Below are 26,660 nucleotides of genomic sequence, written 5' to 3' on the forward strand. Positions count from 1 at the left end.
TTATCACGACTTACTCTATTATTGCTCTAGAGAATTTAATTTTTGATTATCCTTTTCTTTTACAATTTCTGCGACTAAATTTTTACCAACTGCTTGCATTAAAGGAGATACAACTGAATTTCCAAATTGTTTATAAGCTTGATTGTCAGACACAGGTATAACGAAATTATCAGGAAACCCTTGAAGTCGAGCGCATTCTCTAGGTACTAATCGTCTAGGATTTTTGCCTTCTTGAGGAATTAATATTTCTGCGCCATCTTTGTAATATCGGGCACTCATAGTTCTTGAAATTCCGTTTAAATCAGCTAAACCAAATCCAAAACCATTTCCTTTGGCTTTATGTTTTTTAGCATATTCTTGTAAATAGTTCCAGAGCTTATCTGATAGAGTGTATTTTGGATCAACTTCGGATAAAAGAATGTCTTTTAATGCAAATTTTACGTTACTCATTTCAGGAAATTTAAAATTTTCCTTTCCTTGAAAATATTCGTTATCAAATCCAACAATTATAATTCTTTCTCTATGTTGCGGAACAAAATGTTTACCATCTAAAACTTTAAAATAAATGGTATAATTTAATTCTCTTAATGTGTTTTGTATAACTTTAAACGTGTTGCCTTTGTCGTGAGATACAAGATTCTTGACATTTTCTAACATAAAAGTTTTAGGTCTTTTATGTTTAAGAATTCGAGCGATATCAAAAAAAAGTGTTCCTTGTGTTTCATCTAAAAAACCATGTTTTCGACCTAATGCATTCTTTTTTGAAACTCCCGCTATTGAAAATGGTTGACAAGGAAAACCAGCTAATAAAATATCATGATCAGGAATTTCAGTTTCATTTATTTGCGTTATGTCCCCAAAAGGCACTTTTCCGAAATTTGCCTCGTAGGTTTTTTTTGAATAGGTATCCCATTCGCTAGTAAAAACACATTTACCACCTAAATTTTGATATGCTAGTCTTATTCCACCAATACCTGCAAATAAATCAATAAATTTAAACTCAGGATTTTTAGGAGGAGGAAATGGTATATCCCATTTTATTGGCAAGTAATATTGAAAATTAGGTTCTTCAACAATATTTAATTTTTCATGGATGTCGGATAAGTATTCCGTTGCATCATCTTTGAAATATTGAGAAACCCCGTTAGTATGGTTCTGAAAATAATGAGTAAGTTGAGCAAGTCCATTATCTGTTTTTTTATCAACTTCGATATGGAGTTTTTCTTTTATAGCTGAATACTTTTTCTGTGTCATTATTTCTTAAAATTGTTGTCGTTGAAAAAAGCTCCAAAATCAGTTTCAAGAGCAATAATTATTTTTTCTAAAATTTTAACCGTTACATTTTTTTTTCCAGTTTCCACTTTTGTCATATAAGTTCTGTCGACTTCAGCAAGATTTGCTAATGCTTCTTGAGAAAGACCTTTTACTTTCCTTAATTCGCGAATTCGGTCGCCAATTCTAATATTTATGCTCATTGATTTTGTGATATTGAAGTAAACAAAACTATCCAAATGTTGCTTTTGGTACAACGGCATAAGAGGCACATATGGTTTGGATAGAAAATAATTTAAAAGGTTTTCAATAAAAAAAAGCCAATCATTTCTGATTGGTGTTTATGTTTTTGATAATATTGTGCGTGAGATTCTTTCGTTCCTCGGAAAGACAAGATTGGGTTAGTTTAGGGGTGTTTTTTCGTTTCTCTGAAAGACAAGATTGTATGGGAAATGTGATAAGAATTTTATTTCTCTTTATCTTTCTTTCCCCATTTAATTTTCATTTTTCCTTCATCATCCAATGCAATTAAATGCAGGACAATTCCGCGGTCGCGAACGGCGTCGCGTTCGGCTTGGGTGGAAAGTTTGGCGTCGTTTTTAGAGTTTCGGAGTGGGATGGTGAGGGCGAGATTGGTACCTCTGCCAAAGGAATAAATTCCGTTAATATCTAAGTTTAGAACACTGGAACTTATGATGAGATTGTTAACATCGATTTGCTCGCCGCGCATGTTGAGGTTTCCGGACAAATCGCTGAAGGTTATATTCTGCACATCGCGAAACGGAAAAGCAAATTTGCCCACTTTTACAATAGGTTCAAAATTGAGTAAAGCGCCCTGAGTGACTTTAAAATCGAGTTTTCCGTGCATCGAATTAGTAAGTAATTCGCCTCGGCCATTGATAAAACCCGTAACATTGGCGTGACTGCTAAGTCTTCCTTTTGTGTTTTTTGGACTAAAAGATGTGATTCCGAAATTGTTGAACGATTTTAAAAAACTCGCAATATCAACACTATTTACCTGCGCGTTTGATGCAAAACTGTAATTCTTGCCATTTGGCGAAACGGTGGTATTAAAAGTAATACTTCCGCCGGAAGTTTGTAGCGACCCATTTTTAATAACAAGCCTTGAATCAATCATTTGTATCGTAGCTTTTGTGTTGGTCGCGGTTAGTTTATTGTAGTTTATTTTGTCGGCTTTGATGTTGATGTCTACAACGCATTTTTCGATGGCATTTCGTAGTTGGTCAGACATGGTAGCTTTTTTTACTGTTACTTTCCTTTTTTGAGTATTGGTTAAAACACCTAAAAACTGTTTCAAATCGATATTTGGGCAATAAATATCCCAGTTTACGACCATTTTTTCGGGTGCGTCGTAATACAAATTCAGGAAATTGTCTATTCTGCCTTCCAGATAAATGATGTTTTTGTTGTGTTTATACGCGATTTTTTTAATCAATAAAGCTTTCTCTGTAAAGTCGAGCTGTACGTTAACTTTTTCGGCGTGAAGATTCTTCGGAATAAAATGAAACGAAACATCTTTTACGTTGACATTGCCAATAAAACGTGGTTTTGTAATGTACAAATCGACAATATCAAACTGAAATTTTAAGTTTGCCGAAGCGTGACCATCTGTAAAATGAATCCATTTTTCGGTATTTTCTTCGTTGAGGTTTTCAATATCAAAATCAGAATTTACGATTCCGGTTGCCAATGGTTTTTCTAAATTATTAATTACAGCTTGCGGAATCGTTAGCGGAATATTTTTGTATTTACCCGAAAATCGGGTTAAAATTACGGCTGAATTTGCATCGTTAAAACCATCTTTTGGCTTGAAATTATTGGTAAAAATGCCTTTAAAACTGCAATCGGTAATTAATCCGTCCGGAATACTGACTTCGTTATTTTTTATTTCGGCCTGAACGACAATTTTCGGATCGCCTTCGGCATTAAAATCGCCTTTGATGTCGCAATTAACGTCGATTTCTTTTTTTAAATCAAATCGGTTAAGTTTCGAACTAATGTTTGCCGATAATAAATTGGATGCATTTTGCCATAAAATAGTCGTACTAATATTGATTCCGAAAAGCGCATTCCCTTTCGCCAGATTAAAAAAAGCGATAATATCAAAATCATCCGTTCCTATTTTCAGGTTTTGGGTTACAACATCAATTTTCTCTTTTTCAGCAGAATAAGAAACGGCAAAAGTGCCTTCGAGAATTTTCTGTTTGGCAAAACTTCCGTGAACGGTATTAAATGCGAGACTTTTAATATTGGTTTTCAGGAAAACGTCCGTTTGCCAGTCGTCTCCGTCAAAATCAACTTTCGATTTTAAACTTTCGATATCAAAATCAAATAATTTATGTCCAACGTGATTGTCTAAAATAAAATGAACATTATTCAGATCAACCTGATCAATTGTGGTTTCGGTTTCTGATTTATCTTCGGGTGATTTTTTCTTTTTCGGTTTAAAAATATTCGCATTCGAATACCCGTTTTCGGCTTTATACACATAAATTTCGGCGTCGTTTATCAGCATTTTATGAATGTTGATTTCGCTTTGCAATAAACTCCAAACGTTTAAACGCGCTTCAATTTCTTTGGCTTTCAATAAAGTATGTTTGTGAATATTCCATTGATTGTCTTTGATTTCGACATCTTTTAAAGCGAGAGTAAAATTGGGGAAACCGGTCAAAAACTTATATTGAAAATCACCAATATGAAATTTCCCGTTTATGTTTTGATTGATTTTTGTGTTGATTTTAGCGATAATTTCGGTTTTATTCCGATTAAAATAAAACGATAATGCGCCAGATGCAATGACCACAAAGGCAATGCATCCCAAAATAAAAAAGCCAAATCGTTTGGCATATAATTTAAAATGAGAGGATTGCAAAAAGCTTTTTATGTGGTCTAAAAGTGCTTTCATGGATAACCGTTTCTGGAATATTAAAGGTAACATAAAAAAACGACGTTATTTTTAAAATTATGGCACTCAATATTTTATAAGTTTAAGATTACAATTTTAAAACATGGGATTGATATAATAAATGACAATGCATTTATAATGAAAACTAATTTGGGAATGGTGCATGATTGGTTTTTAATTTTTAAATTTGTACTCTAGTTTGATACTTTAGTTAATCAGACGATAAATTTTAAAAACGATAGATATTATGGCATTAGCAATAACAGATGCTACTTTTGACGAGGTAGTTTTAAAATCAGATAAACCAGTAATGGTTGACTTTTGGGCAGCATGGTGCGGTCCTTGTAGAATGGTTGGTCCAATTATTGACCAAATCAGTGAAGAATATGCAGGTAAAGTGGTGGTTGGTAAAGTAGATGTAGATGCTAACCAGGAATTTGCAGCAAAATATGGTGTGCGTAACATACCTACCGTTTTGGTTTTTCATAACGGTGAAGTAGTAGGAAAACAAGTAGGAGTTGCTCCGAAACAAACCTACGCTGATAGCTTAGACGCTTTGTTGTAATCGTAAGATTATGATTTATATAAAAAAGGTTTGACGAAAGTCAAGCCTTTTTTATTGGGATTAACTACTGGATGTTTTTTATAAAACACATAGAGACATAGATTTTGCAAACTTAAAAAGGGCATTTCATTTGTTTAAACAAACATAGCTGTGTGAAAACAAACGCTTCTCTTTTTATTCTTTCTTAAAAAATTTGCGCCTTTGCGTCTTTGCGCGATTTCTATAGAAACGTATATTTTGTAAACATTGAATGCATTTTATCTTTTTAGACACACACCTATGTTTGTTTAAACAAATGAAATGCCTTTTTAAACATTCAGCATAACTATGTTTCTATGTGTTTAAACATTCAACTCAAAGAATATAATCTTAAAAGTTGTTCCTGAATCTGGTTTTGAAGTGACTTCGATTTTGCAATTTATGGCTGTTGCCAAATCCCGAACCAAATGTAATCCCAGACCGGATTTTATTCCGATGACTTCTGAATCGTCGTAAAGTGCTTTAAATTGTTCCTGAGTTCCGCCGTGACCGTTATCTGAAATCGAAAGATAGATTTGGTTATTTTCCTGTCGGGCTTTCCAGATTATTTTTGCGTTTGAAGTTTTATCGAGTGCTTTTATGGCATTTCCGGTTAAGTTTCGGATGATGGTTTTTAGGTAATTTTCATCCGTATTTAAAATAATATTCTCTGGATTTTCGAATGAAATTGCTACTTTTTCTACACTCGAAAAATGTTTTTGTGTTTCTTCAAACAAATCCGAAACTGCTATTTTTTGAGGATGAGGTTTAAAGTTTTCCATTTGACCTTTACTCCACAATAAAATATCTTCCATCGACGATAATAAATTCTCTGCTCCCGAAATTACTTTTGTCTGCATTCGTAAAGCCGTTGCTTCGTCAATCAATTCAGGGTTTTCTTTTTGAAGATGTAAAAAGTGAATCAAATTCGAAATCGGACTTCGCAAATCATGATTTAAAATACTAAAAAATCGGGCTTTTATTTTATTGGCTTCGTCAAGTTCCTGGTTTAAAAGCTGTAGTTTCTGATTGGTTTTCTTTCTGTTTTGATTTTGCCTGAAAAGTAACAATCCAATAATTCCAACCAAAATAATTCCGGAAATTAAATAGAAACGCTGCTTTTTTGCATCTGCAATCTGAATGTTTTTGATGGTATTTTGAGCCGAAAGATTTTTTATTTCCTGCCCTTTGGTTTTGTTTTGATAACGGGCTTCGGCATTGGCAATATTCTGTTTTGCCGATTCCTGCATCATTTCGTCATTATATTTACTGTAGATTTCGTTGTAATAAAGTGCTTCTTTCCAAAGTTCTAATGCGGCATAACTTTGCGATAGTTTTTTATTTATAATTACATAAGATTCTTTATCGTAATTCAGCGCATTTTTTGATGCCAGTTTAAGCGTTTCGATTGCTTTTTTGTATTCTTTTTTTTCATATAAAACCCTTCCCATTATGGTATTTGCTTCGAGCAGAATTTCATCATCAGTAGATTTTTCACCCAATAATACCGCTTTTTTTGCGTAATAATAGGCTTTGTCTATTTGAGATTTATCAACGTAATAATCTGCCATACTTCGGTTTGCAAAACTCAAATTAAGAAATAAAGAATCTTTTACAGACGGAAGTGTATAGATTAACTTATAATATTTTTGAATGCTGTCTGGTTTTTTTTCGGCTACATAACATTGCATATAATAATTGCAGGAAAAAGCCCTGATATACGGAGAGGTTTTTATATACGGTTTTGCATCGTTTAAGTATTCAATTGCTTTATCAAATTGCTTCATTTTAATATATGCACTGGCAATCTGACTGTAAGAAACGCCAATATTTTCTGTATTTGAAATGCTTTTAGGAAGTAGTTTTTTATATGTTATAGCTTTTAATTGATATCCGATAAAATTTTCATACTGAGAATAATCCAGATAATATTCTCCCAGACTTCCGTTGAGTACAGATTGTGTATAAGTGTTTTTTGTAGTATCGAGAACCTTTTTTATATATCGAATTAAATTTTCTCTTTTAATAGTATCATTCAAAGAATAATAAACATAATTGAGACGCATTAAAACCGTTGTTTCGTTTTTAAGATGTTTAACGCTTTTGGCGTATTTTAATGCAAGCTCATAATTAACGACTGCTTTTTGATATTGGTTATTACTAAATTCGTATGCCAGACCTTTGTAAAGATAAAATCTGCTCAAATAAGCGGGATTGTTTTTAGAAATACTAATTCCTTTCTCGGCAATACTAAAAAGTTTCGCATAATCTTCTAAGTCAATAATTTCATTTGCATATGTAAGCCATGCTTTTAGTTTTTCATCGGGACTTTGAAAGCGCGCTAAATTAGGCTCTTGCTGTGCGAAAACAGAAATAGCGGTGAAAAACAAAAGTAAAACCAAGGCTTTTCTCATCTAGAATAAGTTTAGGTTTTCTTTGTAACTTCTCCCAATAGGAATGGTGGTGTTATTATTCAGAATAATTTCGGTTGAATTTATCTTCTGAATAAACTGTTTTTGAACCGCAAAACTTCGATGAATTCTAATAAAAGATTGAAAATGATTTTCTTTCAAAAGATTCCCAATGCTGGATAAAACACAATGTCTTTTTTTATCGGTAATAATTAAGGTATAATCTTTTAATGCTTCGAGATATAAAATTTCATGAAGCTTAACTTTTGTCTGTTCGTGTCCTTCTTTAATATAAATAGTATCGCCGCCAATACTTGCTTCAAAAAGAGAAGCTTTGAGTTTAATTTCCATAAACTCCTCAATACGACTTATGGTTTGTGTAAAACGATCCAGTTTTAAAGGTTTTACAATAAAATCGAGCGTTTCTATCTGAAAACTTTCTACAGCATGTTCAGGATGTGCGGTTATAAAAATGCAAACCGGAATTTCTAAGGCTTTTTTTCTAAACTCAATTCCGTTTAAACCCGGCATATCGATATCCAGAAATAAAACATCAATTTTTTCTTTTTCGATAAACGGAAGCGCTTCTTCAGCAGATTCAAAAACGCCTAAAATATCGAGAACAGGAAATTTTTTGGCAAATGAAACCACGGTTAACCTGTCAATTTCATCATCATCAATAATAATACAGGTGTATTTTTTATTCATTTAAGTTGATTTTACGTCGTCTGTCTATTTAAAATGTCGTCTGTCTATTAACTGTTTTTAGGGCGGTTTTAATCACGCAAATTTGTCCTGTAAATAATTCATCAGTCAAAAATAAACAAATTTTTTCTCTGATGACCTTTACAAAAATAATGTTATTGAACTAAATAAGAACCATTTAATAAAATTTTAAACTCAATTATTATGAAAAATTTCAAAACCATTTTAACTCTTTTTTCTATCGCAATTTTTACAGCTTCATGCAGCAGTGATGACGGAGCTGACGGAACAAACGGAGTTGATGGCAAAACAGGAACGGCAAATGTTATTTATAGTGCATGGTTAACTGCTCCAACGGCTGCTGCAGAAACGGTAGACGGAACTTCGGGAATGTCTACAACTATTAATGCACCGGAATTATCAGAAGATATTCTTTCAAAAGGAACCATATTAGTTTACGTTTCTTTTGGATCAGGAACTTATACGTTGCCTTACACATCAACAGCAGGCGGATTTGTGAATACTATTACAGCTATTTCTACCGTAAAGAAAATTAAATTATTCAGATTTAGACATGACGCAGGAGGAACTGTAAATCTGCCAACATCTCTTAGCTGGCGTTATATTTTGATTCCCGGAGGCGTTGCCGCTGCAACAGCAAAAGCTGCAAAAACAGATTATTCTAAAATGAGCTACGAAGAAGTTTGCGCACATTTTAATATTCAGCAATAAGTAAAGAATATACATTAAACCAAATAAGAACCAGTTAAACGATATTATTATGAAAACTTTAAAAACCATTTTAACTCTTTTTACGATCTCAATTTTTGCGATTTCATGCAGCAGTGATGATGATAAACCGGATCCGGTAAAATATAATGAAGAAAACCCGCTTGATGCATATATGGCAGGTTCAGGATTTAGCCAAAAAGCGGTTGATGTAAAAAATTCAGGAATTTATGAATACGGTTTTAGCTTTAAACCAACTGTAACAGGAAAAATCAATTCACTGATTGTAAAAATTCCGGATGTAAATTCGGCTTTACGAATTACTTTATGGGATGCAGCGACTAAAACTGTTATTAAATCTGAAACTGTAAATGTGACAACAGCAAATGTTACAGTTGAAAAAACGATTACAGCAATCCCGCTTACCAAAGACAAGGAATACTTTTTTACGGTAAACAGCGACGACTGGATTAACAGAACAAAAACTGACGGATCTGCAGCGACTTATCCTATCGTAGCCGGAAATATTACGATTACAGGTTATGCGTATATCTCAAGTACAGCTGCAGAAACTATTTTCCCAACAAATGCCCGCAATACCTATTATGCCGGAGATGTTACATTTAAGTTTCAGCAAACAGAATAATTTTGGATAGTTTGATTTAGTATGTTTTAAAAAAGGTTTGGCGATAGTCAGGCCTTTTTTTTTGCTTTATTTTTTGCCACGAATTTCACGAATTTCCTCGAATTATTTATTTTGATACTGCTAAAAAATTTGCCACAGATTAAATGATTCTCACAGATTAAACAATCATTTTAATCCTTTAATCTGTGGCAAAAGAATATACTAAGTTTTAAGTAATTTTAATTAGTGTAAATTGGTGAAATTCGTGGCGAAAAAAAAATCATTTTAATCCTTTAATCTGTGGCAAAAGAATTAGGCAAACTTTTTTTATTTTTACGAATCAAACAATTCCTCTAAAATGAAAATTTTTTACAGCTTTCTTTGCATTTTTACAATCGTAACAATTGGTTTTTCCCAATCCAAACAAAAAAGAAATCTTGTTTTAGAAAATGGTGTTTCAGAGGAATTAGCTGTTTTTCGTAAGCAGCAAATTTCAAATGTTTCGTACGGATTATCTTTTGAAATTCCGGAGAAAAAAGATCAGGAAATCAACTCTGATTTAATCCTTGACCTTACTTTATCAGATTTGAGTAAACCTTTATATTTAGATTTTAAAGAGAAAATCCAAAACATAAAATCAATTGAAGCAAACGGAAAAAATGTTGCAATTATTCACGAAAAAGGACATATTGTTATTTCTGCTGAAAGCTTGACTTTAGGCAAAAATACAATTACAATTTCTTTTATCGCCGGCAATTTGTCTTTAAACCGCAACGATGATTATTTATACACTTTATTAGTTCCGGATCGTGCGAGTACGTTGTTTCCGTGTTTTGATCAGCCGGATATAAAAGCCACTTATAAATTGAGTTTAACGGTTCCGAAAGATTGGTTGGTTTTGGCTGGAGCCGATATAAAAGAGAAGACAGAAAAAGGTGAATTTATCCATTACACTTTTATAGAATCAAACAAAATGAGTACGTATTTGTTCTCGTTTGTGGCCGGAAAATTTAAAAGTACAACTCAAAAGCCCGGCAATAGAGAAATGACAATGCTGTATCGCGAAAACAATCCCGAAAAACTTCAGACAAGTACCGATACTATTTTTAAATTACATCAACAATCATTAGAATTTTTAGAAAAATATACCAATTATAAATTCCCGTTTCAGAAGTTGGATTTTGCTTCGATTCCTGAATTTCAATATGGCGGAATGGAACATGTTGGCGCAATTCAATACAAAGAATCGGCTTTGTTTTTAGACAATACCGCGACTGACGAATTAAAATTAAGCCGTGCCAAATTAATCGCACACGAAACTTCGCATATGTGGTTTGGCGATTTAGTTACCATGAAATGGTTTGACGATGTGTGGATGAAAGAAGTGTTTGCCAATTTTATGGCAGACAAAATCATGAATCCTATTTTTCCGAAAATCAATCATAATCTGCAATTTTTTACGACGCATTATTCTGGGGCTTTCGCCGAAGATCGATCATTGGGAACACATCCGATAAGGCAACATTTAGCCAATTTGAAAGACGCGGGTTCGCTTTACGGAAGTATAATCTACAATAAAGCGCCCATTATGATGCGTCAGCTTGAAGCTACAATGGGAAAAGAAGCTTTCAGGAAAGGAATTGAAAAATACATTAAAAAATATGCCAACGACAATGCCGACTGGAATAATCTCGTAGAAATTCTTGATGACGAAACGCCGCTTGACATGAAAAAATGGAGTGACGTTTGGGTTAACAAATCAGGAAGAGCGATTTTCTCAGATAAGATAGAATACGATGCTAAAAACCAAATTAAAAAAGTTGAAATAATTCAAAAAGCAGAAGATAAATCAAAAAATATCTGGCCTCAGGTTTTTCAAATTGGATTTGTTTATGCAGATAATGTCAAAGTCATTGATGTTAATGTAAAAGGTAAAATAACGATTGAAAAAGAAGCAATTGGACTTAAAAAACCGCTGAATATTATTTATAATTATAATGGTTTTGGCTACGCCGTTTTTCCGCTTGACGGAGATAATTTAAATTATATCTCAACGTTGAAAGATGAGGTTGCAAGAGCTTCCAGCTACAGTAATCTTTATGAAAATATGCTAACCGGAAATGTTTCGCCTAAAAAAGCTTTTGATTGTTTTTTAAAAGGAATTCAAACGGAAGAAAACGAATTGGTTTTAAAAATACTAACAAATAATGCGAGTGCGGTTTTTTGGAAATTTCTAACAGAAAAACAACAAAATACAACTCAGAAACAATTTGAAGATATAGTTTACAATCGTTTACAAACCAATTTGCCGGGAAATATCAAAAAAACATTGTTTAATTTATTTAGTTCAATCGCTTATTCTGATTCAGGAAAAGAAAAATTATATCAGATTTGGAACAAGGAAACTGTGATCGTGAATTTGAAATTAAACGAAGATGATTACACTAATATCGCCATGAATTTGGCTATCTTTAAGCATGAAAAAGCAGATGAAATTCTGAATAAAGCACAAAAAGCAATAACAAATCCGGACAGACAAAAGCGATTTGAGTTTTTATTGCCTTCATTATCAAAAGAAGAATCGGTTCGCAATGCTTTTATGGAATCTTTAAAAGAAGAAAAAAACAGAGAAAAAGAAACTTGGGTTTTGTCTGCCTTAGCCAATATTCACCATCCTTTGCGTCAGGAAAGTGCTCAAAAACATCTTAGATTTTCATTAGATTTGACAGAAGAAATTCAGCGAACCGGAGATATATTTTTCCCGAAAGACTGGTTAAGCGGAACAATTGGTCGTTATTCTTCGAAATATGCTTTTGATGAAGTGCAGAGATTCTTAAAAGAAAACCCTAATTTTAGTCCGATATTAAAACGAAAATTATTTCAGGCGACAGACGCTTTATATCGCGCACAAAATATTAAAAAAGAAACCGAATGAAAATTGAAACGGAAATAGAGAAAGTCTCCAGTTTTCAGCATCTCGAAATGCTGGCAAATCAGGTTGTAGAAGGTTTTATATCCGGAATGCATAAAAGTCCGTTTCATGGATTTTCAGCTGAATTTGCTGAACATAAAGTTTATAATGCCGGAGAAAGCACCAAACATATCGACTGGAAATTATTTGCCAAAACCGATCGTTTGTACACCAAACGTTTTGAGGAAGAAACCAATATGCGCTGTCATATTATTGTCGATAATTCGTCGTCAATGCATTATCCGGAACTGAAATCGAATCAGCCTTTTTATGAAAAAAAGATTGGTTTTGCGGTTTTGGCATCAGCAGTTTTAATGAATATTTTAAAGAAACAGCGTGACGCCGTTGGTTTAAGCGTTTTCTCAGACAATTATGAATATTATGCTCCCGAAAAAGGAAGCGATCGCCATCATAGAATGCTGCTCAATAAATTAGAACAATTATTAGAACAGCCAAAAGTTAAAAAAACCACCGACACAATTACATATTTGCATCAAATTGCAGAGAAAATGCATCGCCGTTCGATGATTGTTTTGTTTACAGATATGTTTCAGTCTGAAGATGATGAGAAATTATTTAATGCCTTACAGCATTTAAAACACAACAAACATAAAGTCGTTTTATTTCATGTTGTAGATAATGAAACAGAGCTTAAATTTGATTTTGATAATACGCCAAGAAAATTTATCGACTTAGAATCTGGCGAAGAAGTATCGATTTTTGCCGATAATGTAAAAGCAGAATATGAAAAAAGGGCAGAAGATTACTTTAAAAAACTGGCTTTAACCTGCGCAAAGAACCAAATTAAGTACGTTCCGGTAAATGTAGGCGACAATTTTGAAAAAATACTGACTACATATTTAGTTGAAAAACAAAACTTTGGCTAAGGATTTAAAAATATATTTAATTTTTTTTATCAAAACACTTGCAGAAATGAAATTCTGTACTATCTTTGCAACCGCAATAACGCAGAGGTTTGGTAGTTCAGTTGGTTAGAATACATGCCTGTCACGCATGGGGTCGCGGGTTCGAGTCCCGTCCAGACCGCAATATTGGGAGAAGCCTTTCTTAACAGAAAGGCTTTTTTGCCCAAATACGGTATCTAAGATTAGTTGTGTTGTTTGCTACGAATTTGTAACTCGTAGCTGGTTTAGTAGTTAGACCAATGAAAAGCTTTCCACTTTTGTGGATGGCTTTTTTGATTTACAGCAATTCTGATTTTATTTTTTGACATATAGTTTAACTAGTTCAATAGAAATCAGAGGGTTAAAAAAATAGTGATTTTATTTGTTTAAAAAACGCAAAAAACCCTTGCAGAATCAAAGTTCTATTGTATTTTTGCACTCACAATAAAGCAGTGGGTTTGGTAGTTCAGTTGGTTAGAATACATGCCTGTCACGCATGGGGTCGCGGGTTCGAGTCCCGTCCAGACCGCTTTTAAAAAGAAGCCTTTTCTTAACAGAGAAGGCTTTTTTGTTTCCCGTTTATTCTCATTTTATGTCATTGCGAGGAACGAATCAACCTCACTAAGAATGTTCTAAACCCGACAGGTTTTAAACCTGTTGGGTTTGACAATATTGGATTACTTTGCGTTTTAAGGGATTAATCCATCTTTGCAGTTAGAAATGATAAATCAAATGAATTGCCTCCTGCTTTAACTGGAGGTTTTTTTTATGTTTAAAAGAGAAAGGCTTTAGCCAAAATTTATTTAGTAGAAAAATCAAACAATTCTTTAGGTTCAATATCTAAAGCATTTGCAATTTTCACAAGAGTTTTTACAGTTGTATTTATTTCAGCTCTTTCTATTCTGCCAATTTGAGTTTTACGGATATCACAATCATCAGCTAAAGCTTGTTGAGATAAACCTTTCTTTTCACGTAATTGTCTAATGTGAATCCCTAGGTTTGAAATAAAAGTTTCTTCTGAAATATCCATATTCCAAAAGTCACAAGATTTATTTTTCATTAGGTCACATGTATGCGCCTAAAAGTATTATATTTGGAGAATATAAAAAATAAGACAATGACTACAGAACACCTTTCAAAAGAAGTTGAAACGAGATTAAAAGATTTTTTTAGCGATGTTAAGGATCCTAAAGATTTGGCAAAGACAATACGGAGAGTAAATTATGTTCTTACTTTGGCCGTAATGCGAGAACGCGATACGATCGAATCTGAAATAAAAAACATTGAAGATAATTTTTATTGGCTCAATAAATTTGCCGAGGCTTTAGATCCTTATTTAGATGTTTAGATAGATTGGGCTATGCGTCTGTCGTTGCAAGGAACGAAACAACCTCACTAATATGATATGAAGTTTGACTTAGCAAATGTGATTGCTTCGTTCCTCGCAATGACAAAACTGGGGTTACTTGTGTTCCAGAGGAACGGAACATATTGTAGGGATGTTTAATCCATCTTCGCAGTTGTAATCGACAATATTGGTGTCATTTTACGATTTCGGCGAAAGCCTGGCAATAAGATAATAACATATTTTTTACATTTTAAATTATGAGCGAGAAAAAGCTTTCAAAAGCAACAGAAAAAAAACTAATTGATTTTTTTAATAACAACATAGATCCGGAAAGTTTTGCAAAAGCAATAAGAGAATTAAGTTATATAATTGCTTTAAATAACATAACTAAAAACGAAACAAGGTATACTCAGAAAGCGAATTTAGAACAAGGTTTTTATTGGTTAAGTGAATTAGCAAAAATTTTAAATCCTTAATTTTGGAGTGTAAGAAACGATTGTGTTTTGTAAGAAAAAAAAGTGTTTTTTTCTTCAAAAAAACATTTTGCATTCAATTTTTTAAGTTAAATGTTTGTGCCATAAATATTTAGAGGCTTAATGTGTTTTATTTAAAGTTAACTTTATTTCGTATCTTTGCAATATGGGAATGTTTAGAAGCATAAATAACGAAAAGATAGGTTATATTTTAAATTATTTGTCAGCCAATATTGAGTACTTGTCAATGACAAAGGCTTTAAAATTACTTTATATTATAGACGAAACTTCTATTAAAGAGACAGGTTCACCTATTACCTGGCTAGATTATAAAGTTTGGGAAATGGGACCGGTTGCGGTCGATATTTACAATGAAATTAAAAGAAACGAAATTATTTGTTATCAAGGTAAAGAATTGACTGTTAGCGAATACATTACTTTAAATGTCGTAGATAATATAGGCAGAGAAGAAATATATCTAAAACCTAAGGTTAATTTTAATGATAAGATATTTAATAAATATGAATTAAATCTACTTGAAGCTACAGTTTTTAAATTTGGAAATTGGAGTGCACAAGATTTAATTAAATATCTTCATGAAGAAAACTCTTTGTGGCACAAAACAGTAAAGGAACACAACTTAGAAGAGGTTTTTGCTACAGGAAAAAAGAGAACAAATTACTCCATAGAATTTACAGAGTTAATTCAAGATAATCCTATTCTATCATTAGCAAATAAAGCGTCATTTGAAGCTTTAGAATTTCAACAACGCCTAGCAGATTATGGCGAAAAATGATATTTATCAAGAACGTCATTTATTGCGTATAGAAGATTACGAATTTCAAGACGGAAATGGAGTAAGGGACAAATACGTTATTATATTAAATAGGAGTGAAGATTCTGCATTTATAATTCATACATTAACTACTAAACAGGCTAAAGGATTTAATCCATCAAAAACAGGCTGTCATAATAATAGTAATATTCCATTTTTTTATATTTCAAGAGGTGAAGTTATTGGAGAAAATGGCTTTGCTTTTGAATTGGATACGTTTACTTATGGATGTTTATCAAAATTTCGAATAGAAGTTTTTTTAAATTATGAAATCCAATAATTGAATTCCATTACAATTGTCCAAATTCCGTTAACATTTTTCAAAAAGTAACTTTTGCCAGAGGAGTTTTGAAAAGAATGTGAAGATATTGTAGAAACAATACAGTTTTCAAAATTATTGTCAAAAATAGGTTTGCTAATCGAGATTATATTTTGCCTTTTGTTTGTGTCTTTAAAGATTGCTTCTGTTTCTTCTTGAGTTAAACAATTTGTGTTTATAATATGACTGGAATTAAATTCTAATTGTTTCATTAATTCTGAATTCCAAACTTCATTAGTATTGATATTATTCTTTTCAAATTCATTTAGTATGGTTTCAGATATTACGAAACCTTCATTTTCGATCTTAAATTCTTTGATATTAAATGAAGTTTGAGGCTTTTTACATTCTATATAAAATGCAGATTTGTTTTTTTCAATTTCATGGCCAACTATTTTTTTAAATACTTCATTCTCTGATTTATTTTGAGAGAAACTCGAAATCGAAATAAGAAGAACTAATATTTTAAAGGCTTTTTTCATGGGTTGATTACAAATTCTTTAAATGAAATATTTATTAATTAATCAAATATATGAAAGAGTTTTAAAATCAATATAGCTTTTTTACGATGTGTTTGACTTAAATAAATAGATATAATGAGAAAGTAAAATACATAAAAAATAAATCATTCCTCCGGAATTCTATAAAAAGTTCCCGAGGAACGAAACATATTGTAGGGATGGATTTTAAATCCATTATTCTATCGAAATGACAAAAAACAAAAAAGCTTCTGATTTCTCAGAAGCTTTTTTCAGTGCGGATAATAGGACTCGAACCTACACGCCTTGCGGCACCAGATCCTAAGTCTGGCATGTCTACCAATTTCACCATATCCGCTCAATTGTGGGTGCAAAGATAATCATAACTTCTAATTTTCAAAGCATTTTTGCAAAAAAATATTTATTCTCTTTTTTGTACTTTTGAATTTCTATAAAAATAATTTAAATGGAAAATATAAAGTCGTACGTTCAACAACATAAAGATCGGTTTATCAACGAATTGATCGAATTATTAAAAATTCCGTCGGTAAGTGCTGACACTGCATATTCACAAGATGTTATCGATACTGCCGAAGCTGTAAAAGAAAGTTTATCAAAAGCAGGCTGCGATTTAGTCGAAGTTTGCGATACTCCGGGCTATCCAATTATTTATGGAGAGAAAATAATCGACCCAAATTTACCTACCGTTTTAGTTTACGGTCATTATGATGTTCAACCGCCGGATCCAATGGAATTATGGACATCGCCACCATTTGAACCAGTTATTAAAAACACAGAAATTCATCCAGAAGGCGCAATTTTTGCCCGTGGAGCTTGTGATGATAAAGGGCAAATGTACATGCATGTAAAAGCGTTAGAACTTATGGTTCAAACGAATACATTGCCTTGTAACGTAAAATTCATGATCGAAGGTGAAGAAGAAGTTGGTTCAAAAAGTTTAAGCTGGTTTGTAGAACGCAATCAGGAAAAACTAAAAAACGACGTTATTCTAATTTCAGATACCGGAATGATCTCTAATCAACAACCCTCGATTACAACAGGTTTACGTGGTTTGAGCTATGTTGAGGTCGAAGTTACGGGTCCAAATCGTGATTTACATTCGGGATTATATGGTGGAGCAGTGGCGAACCCAATTAATGTTTTGGCAAAAATGATCGCTTCTTTGCATGACGAAGACAATCATATTACGATTCCTGGTTTCTACGATAAAGTTCAGGAATTATCGACAGCAGAAAGAGCAGAAATGGCAAAAGCACCTTTCAGTTTAGAAAAATATAAAAAAGCCTTAGACCTAAACGATGTTTACGGCGAAAAAGGATATGTAACCAACGAGCGCAATTCGATTCGTCCAACATTAGACGTAAACGGAATTTGGGGCGGATATCAGGGTGAAGGTGCAAAAACGGTTATTGCGAGCAAAGCTTTTGCTAAAATCTCGATGCGTTTGGTTCCAAATCAGGATTGGGAAGAAATCACAGAACTTTTCTCAAAACACTTCGTAAGCATTGCGCCGGCCGGAGTTACCGTAAAAGTAACGCCGCATCACGGAGGTCAGGGTTATGTTACGCCAATCGATAGCATTGGTTATAAAGCGGCAAATATGGCGTATACAGAAACTTTTGGAGTTCCTGCAATTCCGGTGCGTTCCGGAGGAAGTATTCCGATTGTTGCTTTATTTGAAAAAGAATTAAAAAGCAAAACTATTTTGATGGGATTTGGTTTGGATTCTGACGCAATTCACTCGCCAAACGAACATTTCGGAATCTTCAATTACCTAAAAGGAATCGAAACTATTCCATTGTTTTACAAATATTTTGTAGAGCTTTCTAAGTAGTTTTACGCGAAGACGCTAAGACACAAAGTTTTATTTGAAATAATATAAAATCCGTTCAGAAATGAGCGGATTTTTTTATGGGCGTTCCCTTCGGTCGGGCTTTCGGCCATATCTTTTATTCCGTTTCACTTCATAAAAGGATACCGCCTCAATCCCTAACGCTTTTTTAAGGTTCAAAGGTTTTTTGTAGAGTCGCATAGCAATGCGTATAAAGGTGCAAAGGAACAAAGGTTTTAGCTTCGAAATTGAATAGCCTCCAGCTTTAGCTGGAGGTAATTTAAAGGAAATAATTGGCTTTAGCCGAAATTTTTAATCTTATTTGAATATAATTATTTGGCTAAAGCCATTTCCTTAAAATCTATTGGAAACCCCCAGCTAAAGCTGGAGCCTATTCAAAAAAAAGCTTTATTTCTTAGCGCCTTTGTGACAAAATAAACTTAGTACTTCAGCAAACTTAGAATCTAGAAACTAAAAAAAGCTTGCGTATTAAAAAATTTAATTCTACATTTGTAGAGCAACATCTATAAATGTAGAGTTAAATTTTTAGCCTCACGGATTTTTTTGACGAAATTGATTTAAATTCTAAAGTAAAATCATTTTAATCTGTGGCAAAAAAACTTAGAACCTTACAATCTTAGTAACTCAGAACCTAAAAAATAAAAAATGCAATTATCAAATTCAGAAGAGCAATTAATGGAACATCTTTGGAAGCTTGAAAAAGCTTTTATGAAAGATTTACTCGAAGCTTATCCCGAACCAAAGCCTGCAACAACAACCGTTGCGACGCTTTTAAAACGAATGATTGATAAGAAATTCGTTGCGTATAACGAATTTGGAAATTCTCGGGAATATTATCCGTTGGTAAAAAAAACAGTTTATTTCTCGAAGCATGTAAACGGATTAATCAGCAACTTTTTTAATAATTCGGCATCACAATTTGCTTCGTTTTTTACGAAGGAAACGAATTTATCAACTTCAGAATTAGAAGAACTCAAGAAAATAATCGATTCAGAAATTCAAAAAAAGAAAAAATGATAAACTATCTTTTAAAATCCGGAATACTTCTCTTGATTTTTTATGCAGTATATAAATTATGGTTAGAAAACGAAAAAATGTTTCGCTTTAATCGGGCTTATTTGCTTTTTAGTTTGGTTTTTAGTTTTGTGATTCCGTTGCAATTAATTTCATTTCGCCAAACCACTTCTAATAAAATTGCCTTATTTCAGCTGAATGAATTAGTGATTCAGAAAAGCACCAAAAATCTGGAAAAAATTTCCAGTAATGACTTTGTACTTGTTTTTATTGGTGTTGTTTACAGTTTTATAGTTTTGTTATTAATAGCTCGATTTTTCCTGAATTTATATTCGTTTTATAAGAGAATAAAAAACAGTGAAGTGCAATTTATAGCAGGAGAAAAAATAATTGTAGTCGACGAACCAATTTTGCCACACTCCTTTTGGAAATCAATTTTTATCAATAAAAATGCATTCGAAAACAGTAAAATTCCATTAGAATTAATTGCACATGAAAAAGCACATTTAAAACAAAAACATACTTTAGATGTTCTATTTATCGAAGTTTTACAAATTGTTTTTTGGTTTAATCCATTGCTTGTGTTTTACAAAAAAGCCATTAAACTTAATCACGAGTTTTTAGCTGATGAAGCTGTAAACAAACAATTTGGCGCTGTTAAAAGCTACCAAAGTCTTTTGTTGGATTTTGTTTCTAATAAAAATACCATTTCGCTTGCCAGTAATATTAATTATTTAATCACTAAAAAACGTTTACTTATGATGACCAAAAAAGAATCTCCGATTGCAGTTGTATTTAAAACATGTACCATATGTGCAGTTTATGTTTTATTGTTGTTTGTTTTTAGTACGAAAACAATAGCGCAAGAAATAAATAACAAAGCTGATGTTAAAGAAAAAGATCTTTACGTACTGGAAGATGTTGAAAAAATGCCTGAATTTCCGGGTGGCATGAACGAGTTTTATAAATTTATTGGCAAAAATTTTAAAATGCCTGCTGAAATTGGAAAAAATAAGATTGAAGGAAAAGCGTACATGCAATTCATCATTGAAAAAGATGGAAGTTTGTCAGATATTAAAACCTTAAAAGATCTTGGTTATGGAATTGGTGACGAGGCAATTCGTGTTTTAAAGCTTTCTCCAAAATGGACCGCTGCAACTCAACAAGGAAAAGCCGTTCGGGTGATGTATAGTTTGCCAATAACAATTCAGACGGAGAAATAAAATTTTAGTATTTTTATCAAGAAAAAACTAAAGTTTTATGATAAAAAGGATAAATTCAGGATTAAATTTTAAAAAAGTGCTATTCATTGTTTTGCTGTTTATTTTTGGAGCAACAAGTTTTGCCCAAACTTCGGTAACATCAACAATACCAGAAGCAGCAAAAAAGAAAAACGTTTTGGAATCGTATTTTGAAAACACGATTTTTAAAATTAAAGATGAAAAAGGCAATATTTCGGCCGAAAAAAGATTTAATGATCTTAGTTTAGCCAAAAAAAAGCGCTTCCAAACATCTTTTTTGATGAAAGAAGATTATTGTCGAAAGAAGAGATTATCGACAAACTTGAAAAAGGAGGTCCCGAAGTTGTAGAAATTAATCTGTTTGCCGAAAAATATAAAGCAATAAAAGCAGAAAACGGAATATATAAAACGGCTGATTTAATTGACAAACCTACCTATCCAGGCGGAATGCAAGAGTTTTATAAGTTTGTTGGAAAAAATTTTAAAGTCCCAAAAACGCCTGATAATGTACTCTTGAAAGGAAAAATATTTGTTAGCTTTATTGTGCAAAAAGATGGTTCATTATCTGATTTAAAAGTACTTAAAGATCTTGGTTTTAGCACTGGTGAAGAAGCATTAAGAGTATTAAAATTATCTCAAAACTGGATTCCCGGTAAACTAGACGGTAAACCAGTAGCAGCTCAATATAGTTTACCGATAAGTATTCAATCGGCTGACTAATCATTTTAACCGTAAAGAGAAAAGTTTTTAGCATAAAAAATCCGCTTCTAAATTTTAGAAGCGGATAAATTAAAAACTAAAAAAAATTCTCAAAAAAAAACTAAGCCATCACTAGAAAAGATCAGGATTATAGCCAAAATAAGGCATGGTTTGTTCGTTAAAAATAACGCCATACTCTTCTAATTCTTTTAAAATAGGCAAATACACTTCTTTATTTATAGGAAGCTGAACGCCGGGAGTTGTTATTTTTCTATTCAAAATCAACAATGTCGCCATTGCAACGGGCAATCCAACCGTTTTTGCCATTGCAGTATACGTTTGATCGTCGCCAATACAAACCATTTTTGAGTCGATTTGTTTTTTTTCACCATCTAATTCATAACCGAATTTATGGTACATCACAATCATATCTTTATCATCCGGTTCAAGAGTCCAGTTGTCTGAAAGTATTTTTTCTAATATTTGTGCAGGAGTTGCATTTGGCAGATTTACTTTTTTGTCAGGATTAAATAAATCAAGTTCCAAAAGTTTATCCCACATAATATCGTCCTGATCAATTTTTAAAATCAATCGTGTTTTAATTTCAACAGAATCTGTTGGATGATACGGTAAAAAAGAGTTTGTAAACTGGCGGTAACTCATGTTTTCAGAATCTTCCATAATGTAGCTGTCATCAGTCATGCCTAATTGTACAAACATATTCCATGCTTTTGAAAAACCAACTCTTCGAATTGTTCCTCTGTATAAAGTCAAAATATCATCTAAGCCATAAATTGATCTGTATTTAAGCGAATCTCTGTTGGAATAAGCTTCGAATTTTCCGTAACCCTCGACTTCAAGAAACTCAGTTCTGCGAAATAAAGTTCCGTATGGAATATATTTATAAGTGCCTTCCTGAACAAATTTGGCAGCACCGCCTTGTCCAGCCAAAACAACATTTCTTGGCGCCCATGTAAATTTGTAATTCCATAAATTATTGTCAGATTCCGGAGCAACAAGTCCGCCGCAAAAAGATTCAAAAAGTAACATTTTACCGCCTTTTGCCCTAATTTCGTCAATTACTTTCATCGCACTCATATGATCAATTCCTGGATCAAGCCCAATTTCGTTCATGAAAATAAGGTTGTTTTTCTTAGCTTCTTCATCAAGTGCCTGCATGGCGTCGCTTATGTAAGATGCTGTAACGAGATGTTTTTTAAATTCTAAACAATCCTGCGCAATTTCAATATGTAAATAAGCCGGCAGCATCGATATAACAATTGAAGCTTTCTCGATTGCGGCTTTTCTTTCCTCGGTATCAAAAATATTTAAAGCAATTGGAGTTGCGTTTGGATGATTTTGTGTCTTTTTTTCGGCTAGAGCCAAAGACAAATCCGCTACAATCAGATGCAGATTTTCACTTTCTGACTTTGATAACAAATATCGTATTAATGAAGATGCTGATCTTCCGGCTCCGAAAATTAAAATGCTTCTCATATTTTATAATTATAACACAAATATATTAAATTGTTATAAATATAACAATCGAAATGATTCAAAAAAATGAAATGTTTTTTATTTCAGAGAAAAAGTTATAGAATTCCTTTTCCTAAAAAGATTTTCAAAAAGTAAAATGCTTTTTCAATTGTTTAAAGTATTTTTGTGTTCAAATTGAAAGTATAGAAAATATGAAAAGAAAAATTATCCTTACTGGTGCTTTTATAGGAATGTTAGCTATTATTTTAGGGGCTTTTGGCGCTCATTTGCTAAAAAAATATTTATCGGTTGAGCAATTGGTTACTTTCGAAACCGGTGTTCGCTATCAAATGTATCACGCTTTCTTTTTGTTTTTTCTTTCAACCCGAAAAGAGCTTTCCCCAAAAGCATTAAAAACTATTTATAATTTAGTAGTTGCGGGTGTAATTTTATTTAGTGGATCTATCTATTTATTAGCTACAAAAAATCTTACTGTTTTTGATTCAAAAATTATCGTATTCGCAACACCTTTAGGTGGATTTTTATTAATTCTTGCTTGGTTGGGATTATTCATTAGTATTTTGAAGCAAAAATCATAAAATACCGAATAAAAAATTCTATCTAAAAATTAATCTTTAATTTTGTCCCATAAATAACATAAAACATTACTAATGTGAATTTTTATTTGTTTTTATCTCTATTGATAAAAAATATAACAATTCTTAACTTTAAGGTAAATACTTAAAGCTCAAAGTAAAATATGTTTGTGCACTAAAAAAATAATATACACAACTACAAATTTATGGACACTAACACACTTTTCACGCAATCGATTTCGCTTTCAGGATTAGGAATTGAAAATGCCAAGGTTCACTATCAATTATCTGCAGACGAATTGCATGCAATTACAGTGCAATCAGGACAAGGTGTTGAGAACTCTACAGGAGCGCTGGCAATTAATACGGGTGAATTTACAGGACGCTCTCCGCAGGATCGTTTTATCGTAAAAGATAGTATTACAGAAGATAAAGTTTGGTGGGGAAATGTAAATATTCCGTTTTCATCAGAGGCTTTTGAAAAATTATACAATAAGGTTACACAGTTTTTATCCAATAAAGAAGTTTTTGTACGTGATGCCTATGTTTGTGCAGATGCAAATTACAGACTAAATGTTCGCGTTGTAACAGAAACGGCCTGGTCTAATTTGTTTAGTTACAATATGTTTTTAAGACCGGAAGAAAACGAATTAGCAAACTTTACACCAGAGTGGACGGTAATTTGTGCGCCAAGTTTTATGGCAGATCCTGCTGTAGACGGAACACGCCAGTCTAATTTTGCCATTTTAGATTTTACTAAAAAAGTAGCATTAATTGGCGGAACAGGTTATACCGGAGAAATGAAAAAAGGAATTTTTTCTGCTTTAAACTTCATTTTACCGGTTTTCGAAAATACTTTACCAATGCACTGCAGCGCCAATGTTGGTGAAGCCGGAGATACAGCAATCTTTTTTGGTTTATCAGGAACTGGAAAAACAACTTTATCTGCAGATCCTGATCGTAAATTAATTGGTGATGATGAACACGGATGGACTGCTGAAAATACAGTTTTTAACTTTGAAGGCGGTTGCTACGCAAAAGTGATTAATTTATCTGAAGAAAATGAACCGGATATTTTTAGAGCGATCAAAAAAGGAGCGCTTTTAGAAAATGTGGTTTTCAAAGCAGGCACAAACGAAGTAGATTATGATGATGTTTCAATCACTCAAAATACACGTGTAAGTTATCCAATAACACATATCGACAATATTCAACCGGGATCTATTGGACATAATCCTAAAAATATATTTTTCTTAACGGCAGATTCTTTCGGAATTTTGCCTCCAATTTCTAAACTTACTCCAGGACAAGCAGCTTATCATTTTATCTCTGGATATACTGCAAAAGTTGCCGGAACAGAAGCGGGAGTTACAGAACCGCAACCAAACTTTTCAGCATGTTTTGGAGCGCCATTTATGCCTTTGCACCCAACACGTTATGCTGAAATGTTAACCAAAAAAATGAAAGAAGCCGACGTAAAAGTGTGGTTAATTAACACTGGTTGGACAGGCGGTGCATACGGAACAGGAACGCGTATGAAATTAAAATATACACGTGCCATGATTACGGCAGCATTAAACGGAGAATTGGACAATGTAGAGTTCAAAAACCACGAAGTATTTGGAATTGCAAAACCACAATCTTGCCCGAATGTTCCAAATGAAATTTTAAATCCGAGAAATACTTGGGAAGATCCTGAGTTATACGATAAAAAAGCATTAGAATTGGCTCAGAAATTTAAAGCTAATTTTGCCAAATTTGAAGAGTTCGCCAATGCTGAAATTTTAGCCGGTGCGCCAAAAACAGAATAAGGAAGATTACTAATTCAAACGAAAAAAAGCTGTTCAGTGATGAACGGCTTTTTTGTTTTTTATCATTTTTGCTTTTATTAAAAGAACAGTTATTTACAGTTGAGATTAGACACAGCAAAATAAAAATTATGGTTGTGTATTTAAAATCTATTACTTATTTACATGAGAATCAAAATTTTGGCGCTAAATTTGCCGTATCAATCACAATCAAAAATCATCAATCATGTTAAAACAATTTTTTATTCTATGTTCCGGAGCCGACAGAGATCTTCTCGAAGGCTGTTCAGAAGGTGAGCAAACCAAATATGTTGGTATTGGCGCCACCGTTTTTTTTACCGCAGTTATGGCTTTCCTTGCCAGTGCTTATGCACTTTTTACTGTTTTTGATTCCATTTATCCGGCTTTAATTTTTGGTTTTGTTTGGAGTTTACTGATCTTCAATTTAGATCGATTTATTGTTTCGACAATTAAAAAAAGAGATCGCTTTATGGATGAATTCCTGCAAGCGACTCCGCGAATTATGCTGGCGATTATTATTGCAATCGTAATTTCAAAACCTTTGGAAATTAAAATTTTTGAAAAAGAAATCAATACCGTTTTATTGAAGGAAAAGAATGAAATGGAATTAGCCAATAAAAAACAAGTTGGCAATTATTTCAAATCTGATTTGGATAAAAATAAAGCCGAGATTGCAGTTTTAAAAGCAGATATTCTGAAAAAAGAAAAAGAAGTAAATGCTTTATATTCAACTTATATTACAGAAGCAGAAGGAACAGCGGGAACAAAAAAATTAGGAAAAGGTCCGGTTTATAAAGAGAAACGCGAAAAACACGATGCTTCTTTAAAAGAATTTGAAACTTTAAAGAAAACTAATGAAGCTAAAATTGCCGAGAAAGAAAAGGAAGGAAAACAACTTCAGGCTGATTTAGATAAAAAAGTATCGCAGACACAACCCATAATCGAAGGTTTTGATGGTTTAATGGCAAGAATAAATGCGCTGAATAAATTACCCTGGCTGCCTTCATTTTTTATAATGTTGTTGTTTCTGGCGATTGAAACATCTCCGATTATAGCAAAATTATTAGCTCCAAAAGGCGAATTTGATTTCAAACAGGAAGAAGCCGAAACCGCAATGAAAGCTACCTTGGCACAAAATAAATACCAACGCGATTTGTTAGTAAAAACCAGTGCCGAAATGCACGACAAAGTGTATGCTGATATTGCCGAAGATAAAAATCTATACGATCTGCAACGTAAAAAAGCGACAGAATTATTAGAATTACAAGCACATAATTTTGTAGAAAAGCAAAAAGCGACTTTATAGTTGGAAAGTCGAAAGTTGGAAAGTCGAAAGTCTTTTGACTTCAAT

At 32.7% G+C, this 26,660-nt stretch carries 25 protein-coding genes and 3 tRNA genes; 18 read left to right on the forward strand and 10 right to left on the reverse strand.

Translation table 11 applies throughout. The features are described 5' to 3' along the window. Positions 1-18 precede the first annotated feature (18 nt). From dcm to OLM54_RS18125, 3 genes are all read right to left on the reverse strand, one after another. A complete protein-coding gene (dcm, locus tag OLM54_RS18115) occupies positions 19-1,254 on the reverse strand; it encodes a DNA (cytosine-5-)-methyltransferase (RefSeq protein WP_264535960.1) in 1,236 nt (411 codons plus the stop codon). Beyond that, a complete protein-coding gene (locus tag OLM54_RS18120) occupies positions 1,254-1,475 on the reverse strand; it encodes a helix-turn-helix domain-containing protein (RefSeq protein ID WP_264535961.1) in 222 nt (73 codons plus the stop codon). The genes dcm and OLM54_RS18120 overlap by 1 nt, the downstream gene beginning before the upstream one ends. A 263-nt stretch (positions 1,476-1,738) precedes the next feature. Continuing rightward, the gene (locus OLM54_RS18125; protein ID WP_264535962.1) at positions 1,739-4,198 is read right to left on the reverse strand and encodes an AsmA-like C-terminal region-containing protein; all 2,460 of its coding nucleotides are present in this window, start codon (positions 4,196-4,198) and stop codon (positions 1,739-1,741) included. Positions 4,199-4,445: 247 nt separating this feature from the next. On the opposite strand from OLM54_RS18125, the gene trxA reads away from it, so the two are divergent. Further along, positions 4,446-4,763: a thioredoxin gene (trxA, locus tag OLM54_RS18130; RefSeq protein WP_041516662.1), complete on the forward strand. Its 318-nt coding sequence runs from the start codon at positions 4,446-4,448 to the stop codon at positions 4,761-4,763. Positions 4,764-5,104: 341 nt separating this feature from the next. Here trxA and OLM54_RS18135 read toward each other — a convergent pair whose 3' ends face one another. After that, positions 5,105-7,195, reverse strand: a complete 2,091-nt coding sequence (locus tag OLM54_RS18135; RefSeq protein ID WP_264535963.1) for an ATP-binding protein — start codon at positions 7,193-7,195, stop codon at positions 5,105-5,107. Further along, on the reverse strand, positions 7,196-7,900 hold the full coding sequence (locus tag OLM54_RS18140; RefSeq protein ID WP_264535964.1) for a LytR/AlgR family response regulator transcription factor: 705 nt from the start codon (positions 7,898-7,900) through the stop codon (positions 7,196-7,198). 201 nt (positions 7,901-8,101) lie between these two features. Here OLM54_RS18140 and OLM54_RS18145 point away from each other — a divergent pair, with 201 nt between their 5' ends. From OLM54_RS18145 to OLM54_RS18170, 6 genes are all read left to right on the forward strand, one after another. Continuing rightward, a complete protein-coding gene (locus OLM54_RS18145) occupies positions 8,102-8,629 on the forward strand; it encodes a hypothetical protein (protein ID WP_264535965.1) in 528 nt (175 codons plus the stop codon). Positions 8,630-8,678: 49 nt separating this feature from the next. After that, positions 8,679-9,272 carry a hypothetical protein gene (locus OLM54_RS18150; protein ID WP_264535966.1) on the forward strand — a complete coding sequence of 198 codons (594 nt, stop codon included), beginning with the start codon at positions 8,679-8,681 and terminating at the stop codon, positions 9,270-9,272. A gap of 337 nt (positions 9,273-9,609) precedes the next feature. Beyond that, positions 9,610-12,186 (forward strand): M1 family aminopeptidase, encoded by a 2,577-nt coding sequence (locus OLM54_RS18155; protein WP_264535967.1) that lies wholly within the window; start codon positions 9,610-9,612, stop codon positions 12,184-12,186. After that, positions 12,183-13,109, forward strand: a complete 927-nt coding sequence (locus tag OLM54_RS18160) for a DUF58 domain-containing protein (protein ID WP_264535968.1) — start codon at positions 12,183-12,185, stop codon at positions 13,107-13,109. The genes OLM54_RS18155 and OLM54_RS18160 overlap by 4 nt, the downstream gene beginning before the upstream one ends. Before the next feature lie 86 nt (positions 13,110-13,195). Further along, a tRNA-Asp gene (locus OLM54_RS18165) sits at positions 13,196-13,269 on the forward strand. A gap of 313 nt (positions 13,270-13,582) precedes the next feature. Next, positions 13,583-13,656: transfer RNA gene (locus OLM54_RS18170), tRNA-Asp, on the forward strand. A gap of 270 nt (positions 13,657-13,926) precedes the next feature. Here the strand turns inward: OLM54_RS18170 and OLM54_RS18175 are convergent. Then, a complete protein-coding gene (locus OLM54_RS18175; protein ID WP_413614456.1) occupies positions 13,927-14,187 on the reverse strand; it encodes a helix-turn-helix domain-containing protein in 261 nt (86 codons plus the stop codon). A 57-nt stretch (positions 14,188-14,244) separates the two neighbouring features. Between OLM54_RS18175 and OLM54_RS18180 the strand changes: the two genes are divergently transcribed. The 4 genes from OLM54_RS18180 (at position 14,245) to OLM54_RS18195 (ending at position 16,063) form a co-directional block, all read left to right on the forward strand. Beyond that, the gene (locus OLM54_RS18180) at positions 14,245-14,475 is read left to right on the forward strand and encodes a hypothetical protein (RefSeq protein WP_264535969.1); all 231 of its coding nucleotides are present in this window, start codon (positions 14,245-14,247) and stop codon (positions 14,473-14,475) included. A 257-nt stretch (positions 14,476-14,732) separates the two neighbouring features. Continuing rightward, entirely contained in the window at positions 14,733-14,951 is a 219-nt protein-coding gene (locus tag OLM54_RS18185; RefSeq protein WP_264535970.1) for a hypothetical protein, read from the forward strand. A gap of 244 nt (positions 14,952-15,195) precedes the next feature. Further along, positions 15,196-15,744, forward strand: a complete 549-nt coding sequence (locus tag OLM54_RS18190) for a Panacea domain-containing protein (RefSeq protein ID WP_264535971.1) — start codon at positions 15,196-15,198, stop codon at positions 15,742-15,744. Next, the gene (locus OLM54_RS18195; protein ID WP_264535972.1) at positions 15,731-16,063 is read left to right on the forward strand and encodes a hypothetical protein; all 333 of its coding nucleotides are present in this window, start codon (positions 15,731-15,733) and stop codon (positions 16,061-16,063) included. Before OLM54_RS18190 ends, OLM54_RS18195 begins: the two co-directional genes overlap by 14 nt. Here OLM54_RS18195 and OLM54_RS18200 read toward each other — a convergent pair. Then, entirely contained in the window at positions 16,048-16,584 is a 537-nt protein-coding gene (locus OLM54_RS18200) for a hypothetical protein (RefSeq protein ID WP_264535973.1), read from the reverse strand. The genes OLM54_RS18195 and OLM54_RS18200 overlap by 16 nt on opposite strands. 273 nt (positions 16,585-16,857) lie before the next feature. Then, a tRNA-Leu gene (locus tag OLM54_RS18205) sits at positions 16,858-16,939 on the reverse strand. 108 nt (positions 16,940-17,047) lie between these two features. Between OLM54_RS18205 and OLM54_RS18210 the strand changes: the two genes are divergently transcribed. The 3 genes from OLM54_RS18210 (at position 17,048) to OLM54_RS18220 (ending at position 20,691) form a co-directional block, all read left to right on the forward strand. Then, positions 17,048-18,436: a dipeptidase gene (locus tag OLM54_RS18210; protein WP_264535974.1), complete on the forward strand. Its 1,389-nt coding sequence runs from the start codon at positions 17,048-17,050 to the stop codon at positions 18,434-18,436. 663 nt (positions 18,437-19,099) lie between these two features. Next, complete coding sequence (locus OLM54_RS18215; protein ID WP_264535975.1) at positions 19,100-19,471, forward strand: BlaI/MecI/CopY family transcriptional regulator; 372 nt, start codon at positions 19,100-19,102, stop codon at positions 19,469-19,471. Then, entirely contained in the window at positions 19,468-20,691 is a 1,224-nt protein-coding gene (locus OLM54_RS18220; protein WP_264535976.1) for a M56 family metallopeptidase, read from the forward strand. Before OLM54_RS18215 ends, OLM54_RS18220 begins: the two co-directional genes overlap by 4 nt. Positions 20,692-20,718: 27 nt before the next feature. Here OLM54_RS18220 and OLM54_RS18225 read toward each other — a convergent pair whose 3' ends face one another. Further along, a complete protein-coding gene (locus OLM54_RS18225; protein ID WP_264535977.1) occupies positions 20,719-20,961 on the reverse strand; it encodes a hypothetical protein in 243 nt (80 codons plus the stop codon). Positions 20,962-21,003: 42 nt separating this feature from the next. On the opposite strand from OLM54_RS18225, the gene OLM54_RS18230 reads away from it, so the two are divergent. Next, positions 21,004-21,429 (forward strand): energy transducer TonB, encoded by a 426-nt coding sequence (locus OLM54_RS18230; protein ID WP_264535978.1) that lies wholly within the window; start codon positions 21,004-21,006, stop codon positions 21,427-21,429. A gap of 111 nt (positions 21,430-21,540) precedes the next feature. Here OLM54_RS18230 and OLM54_RS18235 read toward each other — a convergent pair whose 3' ends face one another. Then, the gene (locus OLM54_RS18235; RefSeq protein WP_264535979.1) at positions 21,541-22,905 is read right to left on the reverse strand and encodes a saccharopine dehydrogenase family protein; all 1,365 of its coding nucleotides are present in this window, start codon (positions 22,903-22,905) and stop codon (positions 21,541-21,543) included. A gap of 191 nt (positions 22,906-23,096) precedes the next feature. Here OLM54_RS18235 and OLM54_RS18240 point away from each other — a divergent pair, with 191 nt between their 5' ends. The 3 genes from OLM54_RS18240 to OLM54_RS18250 all read left to right on the forward strand — a co-directional run bounded on the left by OLM54_RS18240 (position 23,097) and on the right by OLM54_RS18250 (position 26,615). Beyond that, positions 23,097-23,483, forward strand: coding sequence for a DUF423 domain-containing protein (locus OLM54_RS18240; protein ID WP_264535980.1), 387 nt, complete (start codon positions 23,097-23,099; stop codon positions 23,481-23,483). Positions 23,484-23,686: 203 nt separating this feature from the next. Beyond that, the gene (gene pckA, locus OLM54_RS18245; protein ID WP_264535981.1) at positions 23,687-25,291 is read left to right on the forward strand and encodes a phosphoenolpyruvate carboxykinase (ATP); all 1,605 of its coding nucleotides are present in this window, start codon (positions 23,687-23,689) and stop codon (positions 25,289-25,291) included. A gap of 223 nt (positions 25,292-25,514) precedes the next feature. Continuing rightward, positions 25,515-26,615 carry a DUF4407 domain-containing protein gene (locus tag OLM54_RS18250; protein WP_264535982.1) on the forward strand — a complete coding sequence of 367 codons (1,101 nt, stop codon included), beginning with the start codon at positions 25,515-25,517 and terminating at the stop codon, positions 26,613-26,615. The last annotated feature ends 45 nt before the right edge of the window (positions 26,616-26,660 follow it).

It is taken from the genome of Flavobacterium sp. N1736, assembly GCF_025947065.1.
GTDB lineage: Bacteria > Bacteroidota > Bacteroidia > Flavobacteriales > Flavobacteriaceae > Flavobacterium.